Here is a 15,706-nt window from a genome sequence, read left to right on the forward strand (position 1 = left end):
GGCCGGGGGCACGGTCAGCCCTTCTCCAGGTACTCCTCCCGCTCCTCGCTCAGCAGCGCGTCCAGGGCGGTGCGCAGCCCCGGGTGGGCCGCCAGGTCGGGGTCGGCGAGGACGAGGGCGGTGGCCTCCTCGCGGGCGGCGGCGATGACCTCCTCGTCGTCGATGACGGCGAGGACCCGCAGGGAGGAGCGGACGCCGGACTGGGCCTGGCCGAGGACGTCGCCCTCGCGGCGCTGTTCGAGGTCGATGCGGGAGAGCTCGAAGCCGTCGAGGGTCGAGGCGACGGCGCCGAGCCGCTGGCGGGCGGGGCTCGCCTCGGGCATCTCGGTGACGAGGAGGCAGAGGCCGGCGGCGGAGCCGCGGCCGACGCGGCCGCGGAGCTGGTGGAGCTGGGAGACGCCGAAGCGGTCGGCGTCCATGATCACCATGGCGGTGGCGTTGGGCACGTTCACGCCGACCTCGATGACGGTGGTGGCGACGAGGACGTCGAGCTCGCCGGCGGCGAAGCGGCGCATGACGTCGTCCTTGTCGTCGGGGTGCATGCGCCCGTGCAGGACGGCGATCCGCAGCCCGGCGAGGGGGCCGGCGGAGAGCTTCTCCGCGACGTCGAGGACGGCGAGCGGGGGCCGCTTCTCGGCCTCGTCCTCGGCGGAGGGCTTGCGCTTGGCGGCCTTCTTCTCGTCCTCCTCGTCACCGATGCGGGGGCAGACCACATAGGCCTGGTGGCCGTTCTCCACCTCCTCGCGGACGCGCTCCCAGGCGCGGGCGAGGAAGTGCGGCTTGTCGGCGGCGGGGACGACGTGGCTGGCGATCGGGGAGCGACCGGCGGGGAGCTGGTCGAGGACGGAGGTCTCCAGGTCGCCGAAGACGGTCATGGCGACGGTCCGCGGGATCGGGGTGGCCGTCATGACGAGCAGGTGCGGCGGCTGCTTCCCCTTGCCGCGGAGCGCGTCGCGCTGCTCCACGCCGAACCGGTGCTGCTCGTCGACGACGACCAGGCCCAGGTCGTGGAACCTGACCTTGTCCTCGATGAGGGCGTGCGTCCCGATGACGATCCCCGCCTCGCCGGTGACCAGGTCGAGCAGGGCCTGCCGGCGGGCGGCGGCCCCCATGGAGCCGGTGAGCAGCACCACCTTGGTGGCCCGCTCGGCCCCGCCGAGCATCCCGCCCTCGGCGAGCCGGCCCATCATCTCGGTCACCGACCGGTGGTGCTGCTGGGCGAGGACCTCGGTGGGCGCGAGCATGGCGGCCTGTCCCCCGGCGTCGACGACGGCGAGCATGGCCCGCAGGGCCACCATCGTCTTGCCCGATCCGACCTCGCCCTGGAGCAGGCGGTGCATGGGGTGGTCGGTGGCGAGGTCGTCGAAGATCTCCTTGGAGACCTTGGTCTGGCCGTCGGTGAGGGTGAAGGGGAGCTTGGCGTCGAAGGCGGTGAGGATGCCGTCGGCGGCGGGGCGGCGGGGGACGGCGGGGAGCTGGGTGTCGGCGTGCCGACGGCGGGCGAGGGCGACCTGGAGGACGAAGGCCTCGTCCCACTTGAGCCGTTCGCGGGCGGCGGCGACGTCGGCCTTGGCGCGGGGGCGGTGGATCAGGCGCAGGGCGTCGGGGAGTTCGGCGAGGCCGCGGCCCTCGCGCAGGGCGGGCGGGAGCGGGTCGACGGCGTCGTCGGCGGCGGGCAGGACGGCGTCGACGGCCTTGGCGATCTTCCAGGACTCCAGCTTGGTGGTGGCCGGGTAGATCGGGATGAGCGCGCTCGCCCAGGCGTCCACGGCCACGTCGCCGTCGCCGCGCAGGAGTTCGTAGGCGGGGTGGGCGAGCTGGAGGCGGCGGTTGAAGAGCGAGACCTTGCCGGAGAACATCGCGCGGGTGCCGGGCAGCAGGTCGTGGTGGGGCTTGTGGACGCCCTTGCCGAAGAAGACCAGCTGGAGCCGGCCGGACCCGTCGGTGATGGTGACTTCGAGGCGCTGGCCGCGGCCCTTGGCGCCGTTGAAGGTGTGCACGCGGGCGTCGGCGACCTGGGCGACGACGGTGACGTGCTCGTCGAGCGGCAGGTCGGAGAGCGTGGTCAGCTCGCCCCGCTCCGCGTACCGCCGGGGGTAGTGGTGGAGGAGGTCGCCGACCGTGTGCAGGTCGAGGGCCTCGGCCATGACCTTGGCGGTGGCGGGGCCGAGGGACTTCTTGAGGGGTTCGTCGAGCGCGGGCACGTGTTCCATTGCACACCATCGCTCGGACACGGGGGGTATCCCGACCCCCGGAGCTCGGACACCAAGGGTGATGCCGCCATCACGCTACGGGCATGGTGCTGTGTGCCGGGCAGGGCTTGTCCGTCACGAGTCCGCGTCAGCGGGCGAGTGAGAAGCCACCGCGTTCTCGCACAGGCGGAGTCACCGCACACCACCGGGCCGAGGGCATCGGAGAACAGGTGCGCACGGAGCGCTCGGACGATGGTTCCACGGCATCGCGGGACTGTCGCCCGAGCGCTCTCATTCCACCCCCACGAGGAGCGGCGGGGCGCCTTCGCCGGCGTGGTACGTGACGGTGTCGACGGCCAGGTAGCCGCGGCGGACGTGGGCTTCGAGGGTGTCGGCGAGGCCGGGCGGGGCGCTGTCGGCGACGACGAGGGTGACGAGTTCGCCGCCGGCCTGGAGCATCCGGTCGAGGACCGTGCGGGCGGTGGCGGTGAGGTCCTGGCCGATGACGGCGACGTCGCCCTCGATGAGGCCGAGGACGTCGCCGGCCTGGCAGACGCCGGCGCTGGTGAAGGACTGGCGGGCGGCGACGGCGAGTTCGGCGTAGCGGGTGGCGCCGGCGGCGGCGGTCATGGCGACGACGTCCTCGTCGAAGGTGCGCTCGGGTTCGTGGACGGCGAGGGCGGCGATGCCCTGGACGGCGGCCCGGGTGGGGATGAGCGCGACCCGGATGCCCTCGGCGCGGGCCCGTTCGGCGGCGGACGCGGCGGCGGCCCGCAGGTCGGTGTCGTTGGGCAGGAGGACCACCTCGCGCGCGTGGGCGCGGCGGACGGCGTCGAGGAGTTCGTCGCCGGTGGGCGGTTCGCCGGGCCGGGCCTGGAGGGTGGTGGCGCCGGCCTCGGCGCAGAGTCCGGCGAGGCCCTCGCCGGGGAGGACGGCGACGACGGCCCGCTGGGCCCGCTCCCCGCGCGCGTGGGCGGGCGCCTCGGCCGTGTCGTCGGGTGCGGGCGCGGGGCCGGCGCTCGCGAAGTGGGTGACGCGGATCCGGTGCGGGCGGCCGGCCTCGATCCCGGCCTCGACGGCGGCGCCCGCGTCGTCGACGTGGACGTGGACGTTCCAGAGCCCGTCGCCGCCGACGACGACGAGGGAGTCGCCGAGGGCGTCGAGCCGGGCCTTGAGGAGTTCGACGGCGGCGTCCTCGGCCTCCAGGAGGTACAGGACCTCGTAGCCGGGCCCCTGCTCGCCGTCGTGGCCGCAGGTCTCCTCCGGCCGCTCGGGCAGGGCGCGGACCGCCGGGGACGGCGGCAGCGGTGCGGGGGCCCGTCCGGTCACCGTCTCCACCAGCGCGCCGAGGACGGCCACCAGGCCCTGTCCTCCGGCGTCCACGACCCCGGCGCGGCCGAGCACGGCCAGTTGGCCGGGGGTGGCCTCCAGGGCCGTCCTGGCCCCGTCGTAGGCCTTCCTGGCCACGTCCGGGAGGGGACCGCCGTCCGCGCAGCCGGCCGCCGCGGCGGAGGCGACGGTGAGGATGGTGCCCTCCTCGGGGTGGGCGACGGCGGCGCGGGCGGAGGCGGCGGCGGTGTCGAGGGCGCGGGCGAGATGGTCGCCGTCGGCGCCGTCGGCGAGGACGGCGGCCATGCCGCGCAGCAGCTGGGACAGGATGGTGCCGGAGTTGCCGCGGGCGCCGAGGAGCGCCCCGTGGGCCAGGGCGCGGACCGCGTCGGCGGTGTCGGGCGCGGAGGCTCCGGCGGCTCCGGGGGCGGCGAAGACGGCCTCGACGGCCCGGCGGCCGGCCTCGGCGGTCAGGTAGAGGTTGGTGCCGGTGTCCCCGTCGGCGACCGGGAAGACGTTGATGGCGTCGATCGCGGCCCGCTCCCGGCCGAGGGCCTCGGCCGTCCGCGCGCTCCAGGCCCGGACCGCCTCGGCGTCGAGGACGAGACGCTCGTCACCTCGGACGGCGGGGTCGAAGGGCTGCGGGGCTCGCGACAACGGGGGTCCTCCTTCGGCGGTGAAGTCCACCGCAGGGTAGACCGGGGGCTTCCGGGTCCGGGGGCCGGGACGCCGTCGGACCGGACCGTGGTAGTTTCGTTCCACCGGAGCAGTCGTTGTATGCTGCTTCGGTTGCCCGGCACTCGTCGGGCCATCCCCGGCAAGCCACTTCAGACTCCTGATTCCGGTGCGCCGGATCTCACTGTAAATCTGAAGTCTTTGGAGTGACCCGTGGCTGCCAACTGCGACGTCTGCGGCAAGGGGCCGGGCTTCGGCAACAACATTTCGCACTCGCACCGCCGTACGTCTCGTCGCTGGAACCCGAACATCCAGCGTGTGCGTGCCGTGGTCGGTCGGACGCCGAAGCGGCTCAACGTCTGCACCTCGTGCATCAAGGCCGGCAAGGTCTCGCGCTAATCGCGACGTTTCCGTGTCGTAGCGCAGCCCCTGCGGTTGCCTGGGAAGGCCGGTCCACCTCGGTGGACCGGCCTTCCGCCTTGTCTGCGCCACACGCCGTGCCCGCATTGCCCGCATGACGACGAAGGGCGGGTCCGACCTCGGGGGTCGGACCCGCCCTTCGTCGTGCCGACGGCGCGGTCGCGTCAGCGGCCGAGCTCCCACCCGTGGTCGACGGGCCCGATGCCCTCCCCCAGGGCGAAGCCGGCGGCGAGCGCCCCGGTCACGTACGCCTTCGCCTCCCGTACGGCCTGCGGCACGGGCTGTCCCTTGGCGAGGCCGGAGGCGACCGCCGAGGCGAGCGTGCAGCCGGTGCCGTGGGTGTGCCGGTTGTCGTGGCGGGGGGCGGACAGCCAGTGCTCCTCGGTGCCGTCCGTGAGGAGGTCCACGACCTCGGCCGCGTCCCCGGGCAGGTGGCCGCCCTTGATGAGCGCCCAGCGCGGCCCGTACCCGAGGATCGCGTCGGCGGCCCGGCGCATCCCGTCCTCGTCCTCGACGACGATCCCGGTGAGCTGCGTCACCTCGTCCAGGTTGGGCGTGGCGACGGTCGCGGCCGGCAGGAGCCGCTTCCGTACGGACTCCAGGGCGGTGGCCGCGAGCAGCGGGTCGCCGTGCTTGGAGACGCCGACGGGGTCGACGACCACGGGCACGGCCGTCCCGGCGAGGAGCTCGGCGACGGTGTCGACGAGCGGGGCGGTGGCGAGCATCCCGGTCTTGACCGCGTGGACGCCGATGTCGTCGACGACGGCCCGGTACTGGGCGCGGACGGCCTCCGCGGGGAGCTCCCAGACGCCGTGGACCCCGCGCGAGTTCTGCGCGGTGACGGCGGTGACCACGCTCATGCCGTGGACGCCGAGGGCGAGCATCGTCTTGAGGTCGGCCTGGATGCCGGCGCCGCCGCCGGAGTCGGATCCGGCGACGGTGAGCACCAGCGGCGGCCGCGGGTTCACTCGGTCTCCCCGAAGTGGTCCCAGCCGCCGGTGCTGTGCCAGGGGGCGCCGTCGACGGTCACCTGGGGCAGCGCGGAGGGGGCGATGACCTCGCCGATCACCTTCCAGCGGGCGGGCAGCTTCACGTCCGGCGGGAAGGTGGCGACGATCGCGTGGTCCTCGCCTCCGGTGAGGACCCACTGGAGCGGGTCGACGCCGACGGCCTGGCCGATGTCGTGCATCTGGCCGGGGATGTCGATGAGCCCGGAGCGCAGGTCGATGCGGACGTTGCTGGCCTCGGCGATGTGGCCGAGGTCGGCGATGAGGCCGTCGCTGACGTCGCACATGGCGGTGGCGCCGAGCCCGGCGGCGGCCGGACCGGCGTGGTACGGCGGCTCGGGGCGGCGGTGGGCCTCGACGAAGGCGCGCGGCGAGCGGAAGCCCCGGGAGAGGACCGCGTAGCCGGCGGCGGACCAGCCGAGCCAGCCGGTGTAGGCGACGACGTCGCCGGGCTGCGCGCCGCCCCGGGTGACCGGGTCGGCGTTGCGGAGGTCGCCGAGGGCGGTGATGGAGACCATGATCGTGTCGCCGCGGACGACGTCGCCGCCGACCACCGCCGCGCCCGCGACCTGACATTCGTCGCGCAGCCCGTCCATGAGCTCCGTGGGCCAGGTGACGGGGAGTTCCGCGGGGACGACGAGGCCGAGGAGGAGGGCGGTGGGGACCGCGCCCATGGCGGCGATGTCGGCGAGGTTCTGCGCGGCGGCCTTGCGGCCGACGTCGTACGCCGTCGACCAGTCGCGGCGGAAGTGCCGTCCTTCGAGCAGGATGTCCGTGCTGGCCACCACGCGCCGGTCCGGGGCGGAGACCACGGCGGCGTCGTCGCCCGGCCCGATCCGTACCGCCGGGGTGGAGGTGAGCCGGGACGTGAGCTCCTTGATGAGCCCGAACTCGCCCAGTTCTCCGACTGTGCCCTTCACCGCGTCTCACCTCGTGTCGTCGTGCCGGCCGGCCGTCGGCGGAGCGTCCGCTCGCGCCGCGGGTCGCGGGCCGTCACCGTGCTGGGTACCGTCAAGTTGACCGTCAACTTCCGTCCTGTGTACGCCACACCCCGGGCGCTCCGGAAGGCGCGGGTCTCCCCGCGGCTTCCGGCGACGCGGTACCGTGGCGTCTCTTTCTCCCACAAGATCCTCGTGGCCGCCCTGGAGGTTCCGTGGTACAGGCGTACATCCTGATTCAGACAGAGGTGGGCAAGGCGTCGAGCGTCGCCGACACCATCTCCAAGATCCCGGGGGTGATCCAGGCAGAGGACGTGACCGGGCCGTACGACGTGATCGTGCGGGCCCAGGCCGACACGGTCGACGAACTCGGCCGCATGGTGGTCGCGAAGGTCCAGCAAGTGGACGGCATCACGCGCACCCTGACCTGCCCGGTCGTCCATCTGTAGCCCCCGTCTACCCTTGGCCGGTGACCTCTTCCCACCGGCCTCTCGGCCTGCCCGCCGCGGCCGCCGTCCTGCTGCTGGCCGTGACCGGCTGCTCCTCCGGCGCCCAGGCGTCCGTGCGGGTGCCGACTCCGCCCGCGGCGGAGGCGGCGCTCTGCCGTGCGCTGGCGGAGGAGCTCCCGGACACCGTGGCGGGGCAGGAGCGGAGCGATCCGTCTCCCGGCTCCGAGCTGACCGCCGGGTGGGGAGACGGAGCGATCGTACTGCGCTGCGGGGTGGACCGGCCCGAAAAGATGAGCGATCCGCAGGCGCAGGCCGTCTCCGCCGAGGGCGTGCGCTGGATGCTGGAGCAGCCCGAGCAGGGCGGCCCCCGGTTCACCTCGGTGTACCGGAAGACCTATGTCGAGGTCGCCCTGGACGAGCGGTACGCGCACGACATCGGGCCGCTGGTCGATCTCGCCGCCCCGGTGGAGCGGGCCGTGCCCTGCGCCCTCGAACCCGAGTGCCGTTAGGGCCCGGCCCCCCGACCGGGCCCGTCCGCGCTAGCGCAGGCCCGTGGAGCGGGTCAGCGCGGCCTGGATCAGCCGGTCGACCAGCTCGGGGTAGCTCACGCCGCTCTCCTGCCACATGCGCGGGTACATGGAGATCGGGGTGAAGCCGGGCATGGTGTTGATCTCGTTGATCACGAAGTCGCCGTCCTCGGTGAGGAAGAAGTCGGCGCGGACCAGCCCCTCGCAGGAGACCGCCTCGTAGGCGGCGACGGCCAGGCGCTGGATCTCGGCGGTGGCCTCGTCCCCGATCGGGGCGGGCACGATGCCGGAGGCCGAGTCGATGTACTTGGCCTCGAAGTCGTAGAAGTCGTGGTCGGTGACCGGCGGGATCTCGGCGGGCACGCTGGCGCGCGGGCCGTCCTCGAACTCCAGGACGCCGCACTCGATCTCGCGGCCGCGCAGCAGCGCCTCCACGATGATCTTCGGGTCGTAGCGGCGGGCCTCCTCGACGGCCTCGTCGAGGCCGGAGAGGTCGTCGACCTTGGTGATGCCGACGGAGGAGCCGCCGCGGGCCGGCTTCACGAAGAGCGGCCAGCCGTGGTCGGCGGCGAACTCGACGATCTTCTTGCGGGCCTCGGCCGGGTTGCGGTCCCACTCGCGCGGCCGGATGACCTCGTACGGGCCGACGGGCAGGCCGTAGGAGACGAAGACCCGCTTCATGTACTCCTTGTCCTGGCCGACGGCGGAGGCGAGGACACCCGCACCGACGTACGGGATGCCGGAGAGCTCCAGGAGGCCCTGGAGGGTGCCGTCCTCGCCGTAGGGGCCGTGGAGCATGGGGAAGACGACGTCGACCTCGCCGAGGGCCTGCGGCAGCGTGCCGGGCTCGTGCAGGACGACCTCGCGGCTGGCCGGGTCGACGGGGAGGACCACGCCGCCGGTCTCGGACTCGGCGAGCTGGGCGACGTCCGGCAGGGAGCGCTCGGCGATGGCCATCCGCTCGGGGGCGTCGGCGGTCAGGGCCCAGCGCCCCTCCCGGGTGATGCCGATGGGCAGCACGTCGTACTTGGTCCGGTCGATCGCCTTGAGGACGGCGCCGGCGGTGACGACGGAGATGGCGTGCTCGGAGCTGCGTCCGCCGAAGACGACGGCCACGCGCGGCTTGCGGGGGCTCTGGGTGTTCTCGCTCATATCGCGATGAGCGTACCTTGCGGTGTCCGAACTCCTGAGCGCCCCGCTCGCCGCCTCGCGCGGACGGCTCAGCGCGTCGGGGTCAGCGCCTTTCGGGCTTGGCGCTGCGCGACATGAGCTCCTTCAGGGCGACCGTCGGCGGCTTCCCGTCGTGGACGATCGAGACGACGGTCTCGGTGATGGGCATGTCGACGCCGTGGCGGCGGCCCAGATCGAGCACCGACTCGCAGGACTTGACGCCCTCGGCGGTCTGCTTGGTGGCCGCAACGGCCTCCTGGAGGGTCATCCCGCGGCCGAGGTTGGTGCCGAAGGTGTTGTTCCGGGAGAGCGGCGAGGAGCAGGTGGCGACGAGGTCGCCGAGGCCCGCGAGGCCGGAGAAGGTCAGCGGGTCGGCGCCCATGGCGAGGCCGAGGCGGGTGGTCTCGGCGAGGCCTCGGGTGATGAGCGTGGCCTTGGAGTTGTCGCCGAGGCCCATGCCGTTGGCGATGCCGACGGCGAGGCCGATGACGTTCTTCACCGCGCCGCCGAGCTCGCAGCCGACCACGTCGGTGTTGGTGTACGGGCGGAAGTACGGGGTCATGCAGGCGGCCTGGAGCCGCTGGGCGACCGACTCGTCGACGCAGGCGGCGACGGCGGCGGCGGGCTGCCGGGCGGCGATCTCGCGGGCCAGGTTGGGGCCGGTGAGGACGGCGACGCGCTCGGCGGGCACGCCGGCGACCTCGGTGATGACCTCGCTCATCCGCTTGGCGGTGCCGAGTTCGATCCCCTTCATGAGGGAGACGAGCACGGTGTCGGGGCCGAGCTTCGGCGCCCAGGCGGCGAGGTTCTCGCGCAGGGTCTGGGAGGGGACGACGAGGACGGCGAAGTCGGCGCCCTCGGCCGCCTCGCCCGGGTCGGCGGTGGCCGTGATGCCCTTGGGGAGTTCGACACCGGGCAGGTAGTCGGGGTTGGTCCGGGTGGTGTTGATGGTCTCGGCGAGCGCCGGGCGGCGGCCCCAGAGGCTCACCTCGCAGCCCGCGTCGGCCATCACCATGGCGAAGGCGGTGCCCCAGGAACCGTTCCCGAAGACGGCGGCCTTGGTCATGCGGCGCCTCCCTCGGCGGCCTTGCGGCGCAGGGCCTGACGGGCGCGGCGCGGATCGTAGGGCTCGGCGGGGGCCCGCTCGCCGCGGACCTCCTCCAGGAGGGCGGTGACGGCGGCCATGATCGTCTCGGTGGCCTCGCGCAGCACCTCGGGGGTGGGCTCCAGGCCGTCGAAGCGGGAGAGGTCGACCGGCGGGCCCGCCTGCACGATCAGCGTCTTGCGCGGGAAGAAGCTGAACTTGTCCTTCTTCGCGTACGGCGGCATCGCGAGGTTGGCGCCCCACTGGGCCACCGGGATGACGGGCGCCTTGGTGAGCAGCGCGACGCGGGCGGCGCCGGTCTTGCCCGGCATGGGCCACATGTCGGGGTCCCGGGTGAGGGTGCCCTCGGGGTAGAAGGCCACGCACTCACCCCGCTCGATGGCGTCCACGGCGGCGCGGAAGGCGTCCAGGGCGTTCGCGGTCTCGCGGTAGACGGGGATCTGGCCCGTGTTGCGGAGCATCGTGCCGACGAATCCGGCCTTGAAGAGCCCCGCCTTGGCCAGGAAGCGCGGCACCCGGCCGGTGTTGTACTGGTAGTGCGCGTAGGAGAGCGGGTCCAGGTAGGAGTTGTGGTTGACCGCGGTGAGGAAACCGCCGTCGGCCGGAATGTGCTCCATGCCGCGCCAGTCCCGCTTGAACAGAACCACCAGGGGGGGTTTGGCGATGACCGCCGCGAGGCGGTACCAGAAGCCGATTCTGCGGCGGGGCACTCGGCGCACCTTTCTCCGGGTCTTGCTGGCAGGGGGTCAAGTGTCGCCCCATGCTCCTGCTGTGTCGAGTGACACCGTACGCCCCGGGGCCCGGCCCGTACCGCCGGGGCGGGACAGAATGGGCCGCGATGAACACGGATGCGGACGACGGCTGGTCCCTGGTCGTACCCCTGAAGCCCCTGGCCCTGGCGAAGAGCCGACTGGCCCCCGCCGCCGGGGAGCTGCTGCGGCCCCGCCTCGCCCTGGCCTTCGCCGAGGACACGGTGGCGGCGGCCCTGGAGTGCCCGGAGGTCCGGGACGTGGTGGTGGTCACGGACGATCCCGCGGCCGGGCGGGCGCTGGCCGCGCTGGGGGCCCTGGTGGTGCCGGACGCGCCGGCGGCGGGGCTCAACGCGGCGCTCGCGCACGGCGCCCGGGCGGTACGGGAGCGGCGGCCGCACGCGCGCGTGGCGGCCCTGAACGCGGATCTGCCGGCGCTGCGTCCGGCGGAGCTGGCGCGGGTCCTGGCGGCCGCCCGGCAATTCCCGAGGGCATTTCTCGCAGATGCCGCCGAAATAGGTACGACATTCCTCTCGGCGGCTCCGGGGGTGGAATTGGAACCGGCATTCGGTGGTGCGTCGCGGCTTCGGCATTTGTCTTCGGGCGCGGCGGAAATCACGCTGTCCGGGGTGGATTCCGTGCGCCGGGACGTGGACACCGGCGAGGATCTGGCGGCGGCGGGTTCGCTGGGCCTCGGCCCGCGGACGGCGGCCCGGCGCCCGGCGGCGGCCGGATAGGCTGCGGTCCATGCAGGCGACCGCGTACACGTACGACCCCGAGACCCGCAGCGGCAGTGTGCTGCTCGACGACGGCACCCCGGTGGAGTTCGGCACGGAGGCCTTCGACGCGGGCGGGCTGCGGCTGCTGCGTCCGGGGCAGCGGGTGCGGATCGAGACGGAGCCGGACGCCCCCGGCGCGGCCCCGCGGATCACGCTGGTGACGCTCCAGACCTTCTGAGCCCCGCCCCCTACCCCGTCGGCCGGAGGCGGTACGGCTCCGGGAACGCGCCGCGGGCCGGGCTCCCGTGGTGGGAGCCCGGCCCGGCGGACGTGCGGGGACCGTCCTACTTCTTGGCGGCGGCCTTCTTGGCCGTGGCGGTCTTGCGCGCCGTGGTCTTCTTGGCGGGCGCCTTCTTCGCCACGGCCTTCTTCGCCGGGGCGGTCTTCTTGGCGACCGTCTTCTTGGCCGCGGCGGCCGGGGTGGCCTTCTTGGCCGGGGTCGCCTTCTTGGCGGCGGCCTTCTTGGCCGTGGCGGTCGTCTTCTTCGCGGCCGCGGTGGTGGTCTTCTTGGCCGGCGTGGCCTTCTTGGCGGCGGCGGCCGTGGTCTTCTTGGCCGGCGTGGCCTTCTTGGCGGCGGCCTTCTTGGCCGTGGTGGCCTTCTTGGCCGCGGCCTTCTTCACGGTGGCGGAGGCGCCGCCGGTCAGGCTGCCCTTGGGGGCCTTCTTGACGGAGACCTCGCCGCCCTTGGGGAGCTTCTTCGACCCGCTGACCAGGTCCTTGAAGCCCTGGCCCGCGCGGAAGCGCGGAACGGAGGTCTTCTTGACCCGCACGCGCTCACCCGTCTGCGGGTTGCGGGCGTAGCGGGCCGGACGGTCGACCTTCTCGAACGAGCCGAAGCCCGTGACCGAGACACGGTCGCCGGAGACCACGGCGCGCACGATGGCGTCGAGCACGTGGTCGACGGCTTCGGCGGCCTGCTGGCGACCGCCCAACTTGTCGGCAATCGCTTCTACGAGCTGCGCCTTGTTCACGTCTTCCCCTTCGGAGACTTTGCCGGAACGAAACTGTTCAAGCTTTTTCGCACGTTAGGCATGTATATACCGCAAATCAAACACGAAACGGGCTAATCACCCTAGTGCCGCAACGCGGAAGTGCCGTTGCGGAGTTCCTGGTGTCAGTCGTCTTCAGGGAATCGACCCTCGTCGAGGTCCTTCATCAACCGGTCCAGACGCGTCGCCGCGTCCGCGAGATCGTGCTTCGCCGCGGCCGTCACGACCAGCAGCTTCCGGGACAGCGCCATCCTTACGCCCTCCGGGACTTGCAGTGCGCGCACCCGGGAGTGCGCTTCTTTCAATCGGTCGGCGACTTCCTCGTAGAGCTTGAGTTGGTTGTCGCGTTCCATGCACCGATTGTGCCATCTAGGGCGAGTTGTCGCCCGACAGGGTCTCAACAAGCGACTGCGCCCCCCACCGGAGGGTGGGGGGCGCAGTCTTGGAAAAGCGCTGCTCAGGCCGTAATTGTACGGGGCTTGAAGGACGGCCTGGCCGCCTCGTAGGCCGCGATGTCGGCTTCGTTCTGAAGGGTGAGGCTGATGTCGTCCAGGCCGTTCAGGAGCCGCCAGCGGGCGTTCTCGTCGAGCTCGAAGTCGGCGTCGATCCCGGCCGCCAGGACCTTGCGGGCCTCCAGGTCGACGGTGATCTCGGCGGTCGGGTCGGCCTCGGTCAGCTCCCAGAGGGCGTCGACCGTCTCCTGCGGGAGGACGACCGTCAGCAGACCGTTCTTCAGCGAGTTGCCGCGGAAGATGTCGGCGAAGCGGGCCGAGATGACGGCCTGGAAGCCGTAGTTCTGCAGTGCCCAGACGGCGTGCTCGCGGGAGGAGCCGGTGCCGAAGTCGGGGCCGGCGACCAGGACCGTGGCGCCCTGCCGCTCGGGGCGGTTGAGGACGAACTCGGAGTCCTTGCGCCAGGCCTCGAAGAGGCCGTCCTCGAAGCCGTCGCGGGTGACCTTCTTCAGCCAGTGCGCGGGGATGATCTGGTCGGTGTCGACGTTGCTGCGGCGCAGCGGGACGGCGCGGCCGGTGTGCGTGGTGAAAGCTTCCATGGTTCTCAGACCCCCGCGGTGGTGACGGCGTCGGACAGGTCGGCCGGGGAGGCCAGGTGGCCGAGGACGGCGGTGGCGGCGGCGACCTGGGGGGAGACCAGGTGGGTGCGGCCGCCCTTGCCCTGCCGGCCCTCGAAGTTGCGGTTGGAGGTGGACGCGGAGCGCTCGCCCGGGGCCAGCTGGTCGGGGTTCATGCCCAGGCACATCGAGCAGCCCGCGTGCCGCCATTCGGCGCCGGCGGCCTTGAAGACCTTGTCCAGGCCCTCCTCGACGGCCTGCAGGGCGACCCGGACGGAGCCGGGGACGACCAGCATGCGGACGCCGTCGGCGACCTTGCGGCCCTCCAGGAGGGAGGCGGCGTTGCGCAGGTCCTCGATGCGGCCGTTGGTGCAGGAGCCTACGAAGACGGTGTCGACCTTGATGTCGCGCAGCGGCTGCCCGGCGGTCAACCCCATGTACTCCAGGGCCTTTTCGGCGGCGAGGCGCTCCGAGGGGTCTTCGTACGAAGCCGGGTCGGGGACGTTCGCCGAAAGCGGGGCGCCCTGGCCGGGGTTGGTGCCCCAGGTGACGAACGGGGCCAGCTCGGCGGCCTCGATGACGACCTCGGCGTCGAAGACGGCGTCCTCGTCGGTGCTCAGGGTCTCCCAGTAGGCGACCGCGGCGTCCCAGTCCTCGCCCTCGGGGGCGTGCGGACGGCCCTTGAGGTAGGCGAACGTGGTCTCGTCGGGGGCGATCATGCCCGCGCGGGCGCCGGCCTCGATGGACATGTTGCAGATGGTCATGCGGCCCTCCATCGAGAGTTTCTCGATGGCGGAGCCCCGGTACTCCAGGACGTAGCCCTGGCCGCCGCCGGTGCCGATCTTCGCGATGACGGCGAGGATCAGGTCCTTGGCGGTGACGTCGGCGGGCAGCTCGCCGTTCACGGTGATGGCCATGGTCTTCGGGCGGGCCATGGGCAGCGTCTGGGTGGCCAGGACGTGCTCGACCTGGCTGGTGCCGATGCCGAACGCCAGGCCGCCGAAGGCGCCGTGCGTGGAGGTGTGGGAGTCGCCGCAGACCACGGTCATGCCGGGCTGGGTCAGGCCCAGCTGCGGTCCCACCACGTGGACGACGCCCTGCTCGACGTCGCCGAGCGGGTGGAGCCGTACGCCGAACTCCGCGCAGTTCTTGCGCAGGGTCTCCAGCTGGGCGCGGGAGACCGGGTCCGCGATCGGCTTGTCGATGTCGAGGGTGGGGGTGTTGTGGTCCTCGGTGGCGAGGGTGAGGTCGAGGCGCCGGACCTGCCGTCCGTTCTGGCGGAGGCCGTCGAAGGCCTGGGGGCTGGTCACCTCGTGCAGCAGGTGAAGATCGATGAAGAGGAGGTCGGGCTCGCCCTCGGCGCGCCGGACGACGTGGTCGTCCCAGACCTTCTCCGCGAGTGTCCTACCCATCGCTTTCCCTCCGGCCGGCGGCTGCGCCGGCACCACTAGAGACCGTTGTGCGGTCCGTTGTGCGGCCGCCTCACCAGAGTGACAAGTTCCTCGGAAAATTGAACTTGCGTTTCACAGAGTGAGACGCGAATATCGTTGCATGGACAACTCTAGCGGCGTAGGCGTTCTCGACAAGGCAGCCCTTGTCCTGAGCGCCCTGGAGTCCGGTCCGGCCACCCTCGCAGGACTGGTCGCGGCGACGGGACTCGCACGACCCACGGCCCACCGACTGGCCGTGGCACTGGAACACCACCGGATGGTGGCCCGCGACATGCAGGGCCGCTTCATTCTCGGCCCGCGGCTCGCGGAGCTCGCGGCGGCGGCCGGCGAGGACCGGCTGCTCGCGACGGCCGGTCCGGTGCTCACGCATCTGCGCGACGTGACCGGGGAGAGCGCGCAGCTCTACCGGCGCCAGGGCGACATGCGGATCTGCGTGGCGGCGGCCGAGCGGCTGTCCGGTCTGCGGGACACCGTCCCGGTGGGCTCGACGCTGACCATGAAGGCCGGCTCCTCGGCGCAGATCCTGATGGCCTGGGAGGAGCCCGAGCGGCTGCACCGCGGCCTCCAGGGCGCCCGTTTCACGGCGACGGCCCTGTCGGGCGTACGGCGCCGCGGCTGGGCCCAGTCGATCGGTGAGCGGGAGCCGGGCGTCGCGTCCGTCTCCGCGCCCGTCAGGGGCCCGTCGAACCGCGTGGTGGCCGCCGTGTCGGTCTCGGGCCCGATCGAGCGCCTGACCCGCCACCCGGGCCGTATGCACGCCCAGGCGGTCATCGACGCCGCCGCCCGTCTCAGCGAGGCGCTCCGCCGCAACGGCTGATCTTCCTCTGTTCATCTGTACGTTCTCCGGCTCACCGCTC

General features: G+C 72.8%; 17 protein-coding genes. 6 read left to right on the forward strand and 11 right to left on the reverse strand.

Features of this window, described 5'->3' with window-relative positions:
• Positions 1–14: 14 nt before the first annotated feature.
• Both recG and AB0E19_RS14295 read right to left on the reverse strand, forming a co-directional pair.
• Positions 15–2,213: an ATP-dependent DNA helicase RecG gene (recG, locus tag AB0E19_RS14290; protein ID WP_362178412.1), complete on the reverse strand. Its 2,199-nt coding sequence runs from the start codon at positions 2,211–2,213 to the stop codon at positions 15–17.
• Between the two features lie 270 nt (positions 2,214–2,483).
• Entirely contained in the window at positions 2,484–4,178 is a 1,695-nt protein-coding gene (locus AB0E19_RS14295; protein ID WP_362178415.1) for a DAK2 domain-containing protein, read from the reverse strand.
• 231 nt (positions 4,179–4,409) lie between these two features.
• On the opposite strand from AB0E19_RS14295, the gene rpmB reads away from it, so the two are divergent.
• A complete protein-coding gene (rpmB, locus tag AB0E19_RS14300) occupies positions 4,410–4,595 on the forward strand; it encodes a 50S ribosomal protein L28 (RefSeq protein WP_003957616.1) in 186 nt (61 codons plus the stop codon).
• A gap of 185 nt (positions 4,596–4,780) precedes the next feature.
• On the opposite strand, the gene thiD is transcribed toward rpmB, so the two are convergent.
• Positions 4,781–5,584: a bifunctional hydroxymethylpyrimidine kinase/phosphomethylpyrimidine kinase gene (gene thiD, locus AB0E19_RS14305; RefSeq protein ID WP_362178418.1), complete on the reverse strand. Its 804-nt coding sequence runs from the start codon at positions 5,582–5,584 to the stop codon at positions 4,781–4,783.
• A complete protein-coding gene (locus AB0E19_RS14310) occupies positions 5,581–6,543 on the reverse strand; it encodes a thiamine-phosphate kinase (protein ID WP_362178421.1) in 963 nt (320 codons plus the stop codon). The genes thiD and AB0E19_RS14310 overlap by 4 nt, the downstream gene beginning before the upstream one ends.
• Before the next feature lie 233 nt (positions 6,544–6,776).
• On the opposite strand from AB0E19_RS14310, the gene AB0E19_RS14315 reads away from it, so the two are divergent.
• Together AB0E19_RS14315 and AB0E19_RS14320 are read left to right on the forward strand one after the other, a co-directional pair.
• Positions 6,777–7,010 carry an Lrp/AsnC ligand binding domain-containing protein gene (locus tag AB0E19_RS14315; RefSeq protein ID WP_360601789.1) on the forward strand — a complete coding sequence of 78 codons (234 nt, stop codon included), beginning with the start codon at positions 6,777–6,779 and terminating at the stop codon, positions 7,008–7,010.
• 20 nt (positions 7,011–7,030) lie between these two features.
• The gene (locus AB0E19_RS14320; RefSeq protein ID WP_362178426.1) at positions 7,031–7,519 is read left to right on the forward strand and encodes a DUF3515 domain-containing protein; all 489 of its coding nucleotides are present in this window, start codon (positions 7,031–7,033) and stop codon (positions 7,517–7,519) included.
• A 30-nt stretch (positions 7,520–7,549) separates the two neighbouring features.
• On the opposite strand, the gene AB0E19_RS14325 is transcribed toward AB0E19_RS14320, so the two are convergent.
• The 3 genes from AB0E19_RS14325 to AB0E19_RS14335 all read right to left on the reverse strand — a co-directional run bounded on the left by AB0E19_RS14325 (position 7,550) and on the right by AB0E19_RS14335 (position 10,522).
• A complete protein-coding gene (locus AB0E19_RS14325; RefSeq protein WP_362178429.1) occupies positions 7,550–8,689 on the reverse strand; it encodes a D-alanine--D-alanine ligase family protein in 1,140 nt (379 codons plus the stop codon).
• A gap of 82 nt (positions 8,690–8,771) precedes the next feature.
• Positions 8,772–9,773, reverse strand: coding sequence for an NAD(P)H-dependent glycerol-3-phosphate dehydrogenase (locus AB0E19_RS14330; protein WP_362178432.1), 1,002 nt, complete (start codon positions 9,771–9,773; stop codon positions 8,772–8,774).
• Positions 9,770–10,522, reverse strand: a complete 753-nt coding sequence (locus AB0E19_RS14335) for a lysophospholipid acyltransferase family protein (protein ID WP_362178435.1) — start codon at positions 10,520–10,522, stop codon at positions 9,770–9,772. The genes AB0E19_RS14330 and AB0E19_RS14335 overlap by 4 nt, the downstream gene beginning before the upstream one ends.
• Before the next feature lie 128 nt (positions 10,523–10,650).
• Here AB0E19_RS14335 and cofC point away from each other — a divergent pair, with 128 nt between their 5' ends.
• Positions 10,651–11,298, forward strand: a complete 648-nt coding sequence (cofC, locus tag AB0E19_RS14340) for a 2-phospho-L-lactate guanylyltransferase (RefSeq protein WP_362178438.1) — start codon at positions 10,651–10,653, stop codon at positions 11,296–11,298.
• Positions 11,299–11,308: 10 nt separating this feature from the next.
• Positions 11,309–11,518, forward strand: coding sequence for a hypothetical protein (locus AB0E19_RS14345; RefSeq protein ID WP_362178441.1), 210 nt, complete (start codon positions 11,309–11,311; stop codon positions 11,516–11,518).
• 106 nt (positions 11,519–11,624) lie between these two features.
• Here AB0E19_RS14345 and AB0E19_RS14350 read toward each other — a convergent pair whose 3' ends face one another.
• The 4 genes from AB0E19_RS14350 to leuC form a co-directional block, all read right to left on the reverse strand.
• A complete protein-coding gene (locus AB0E19_RS14350) occupies positions 11,625–12,311 on the reverse strand; it encodes an HU family DNA-binding protein (RefSeq protein WP_362178443.1) in 687 nt (228 codons plus the stop codon).
• A gap of 143 nt (positions 12,312–12,454) precedes the next feature.
• On the reverse strand, positions 12,455–12,682 hold the full coding sequence (locus AB0E19_RS14355) for a hypothetical protein (RefSeq protein WP_030750706.1): 228 nt from the start codon (positions 12,680–12,682) through the stop codon (positions 12,455–12,457).
• 104 nt (positions 12,683–12,786) lie between these two features.
• Complete coding sequence (gene leuD, locus AB0E19_RS14360; RefSeq protein ID WP_362178447.1) at positions 12,787–13,380, reverse strand: 3-isopropylmalate dehydratase small subunit; 594 nt, start codon at positions 13,378–13,380, stop codon at positions 12,787–12,789.
• A gap of 5 nt (positions 13,381–13,385) precedes the next feature.
• Complete coding sequence (gene leuC / locus AB0E19_RS14365) at positions 13,386–14,810, reverse strand: 3-isopropylmalate dehydratase large subunit (protein WP_362178450.1); 1,425 nt, start codon at positions 14,808–14,810, stop codon at positions 13,386–13,388.
• Positions 14,811–14,949: 139 nt separating this feature from the next.
• Here leuC and ndgR point away from each other — a divergent pair, with 139 nt between their 5' ends.
• The gene (ndgR, locus tag AB0E19_RS14370; RefSeq protein ID WP_005311436.1) at positions 14,950–15,666 is read left to right on the forward strand and encodes an IclR family transcriptional regulator NdgR; all 717 of its coding nucleotides are present in this window, start codon (positions 14,950–14,952) and stop codon (positions 15,664–15,666) included.
• Positions 15,667–15,706 lie beyond the last annotated feature (40 nt).

It is taken from the genome of Streptomyces sp. NPDC047974, assembly GCF_040653375.1.
Lineage (GTDB): Bacteria > Actinomycetota > Actinomycetes > Streptomycetales > Streptomycetaceae > Streptomyces.

Coding starts and splice junctions, on each gene's coding strand:
- recG (WP_362178412.1), bottom strand. CDS start 2,213: ATGGAACACGTGCCCGCGCTCGACGAACCCCTCAAGAAGTCCCTCGGC.
- AB0E19_RS14325 (WP_362178429.1), bottom strand. CDS start 8,689: ATGAGCGAGAACACCCAGAGCCCCCGCAAGCCGCGCGTGGCCGTCGTC.
- AB0E19_RS14330 (WP_362178432.1), bottom strand. CDS start 9,773: ATGACCAAGGCCGCCGTCTTCGGGAACGGTTCCTGGGGCACCGCCTTC.
- cofC (WP_362178438.1), top strand. CDS start 10,651: ATGAACACGGATGCGGACGACGGCTGGTCCCTGGTCGTACCCCTGAAG.
- AB0E19_RS14345 (WP_362178441.1), top strand. CDS start 11,309: ATGCAGGCGACCGCGTACACGTACGACCCCGAGACCCGCAGCGGCAGT.
- AB0E19_RS14355 (WP_030750706.1), bottom strand. CDS start 12,682: ATGGAACGCGACAACCAACTCAAGCTCTACGAGGAAGTCGCCGACCGA.
- leuD (WP_362178447.1), bottom strand. CDS start 13,380: ATGGAAGCTTTCACCACGCACACCGGCCGCGCCGTCCCGCTGCGCCGC.
- leuC (WP_362178450.1), bottom strand. CDS start 14,810: ATGGGTAGGACACTCGCGGAGAAGGTCTGGGACGACCACGTCGTCCGG.
- ndgR (WP_005311436.1), top strand. CDS start 14,950: ATGGACAACTCTAGCGGCGTAGGCGTTCTCGACAAGGCAGCCCTTGTC.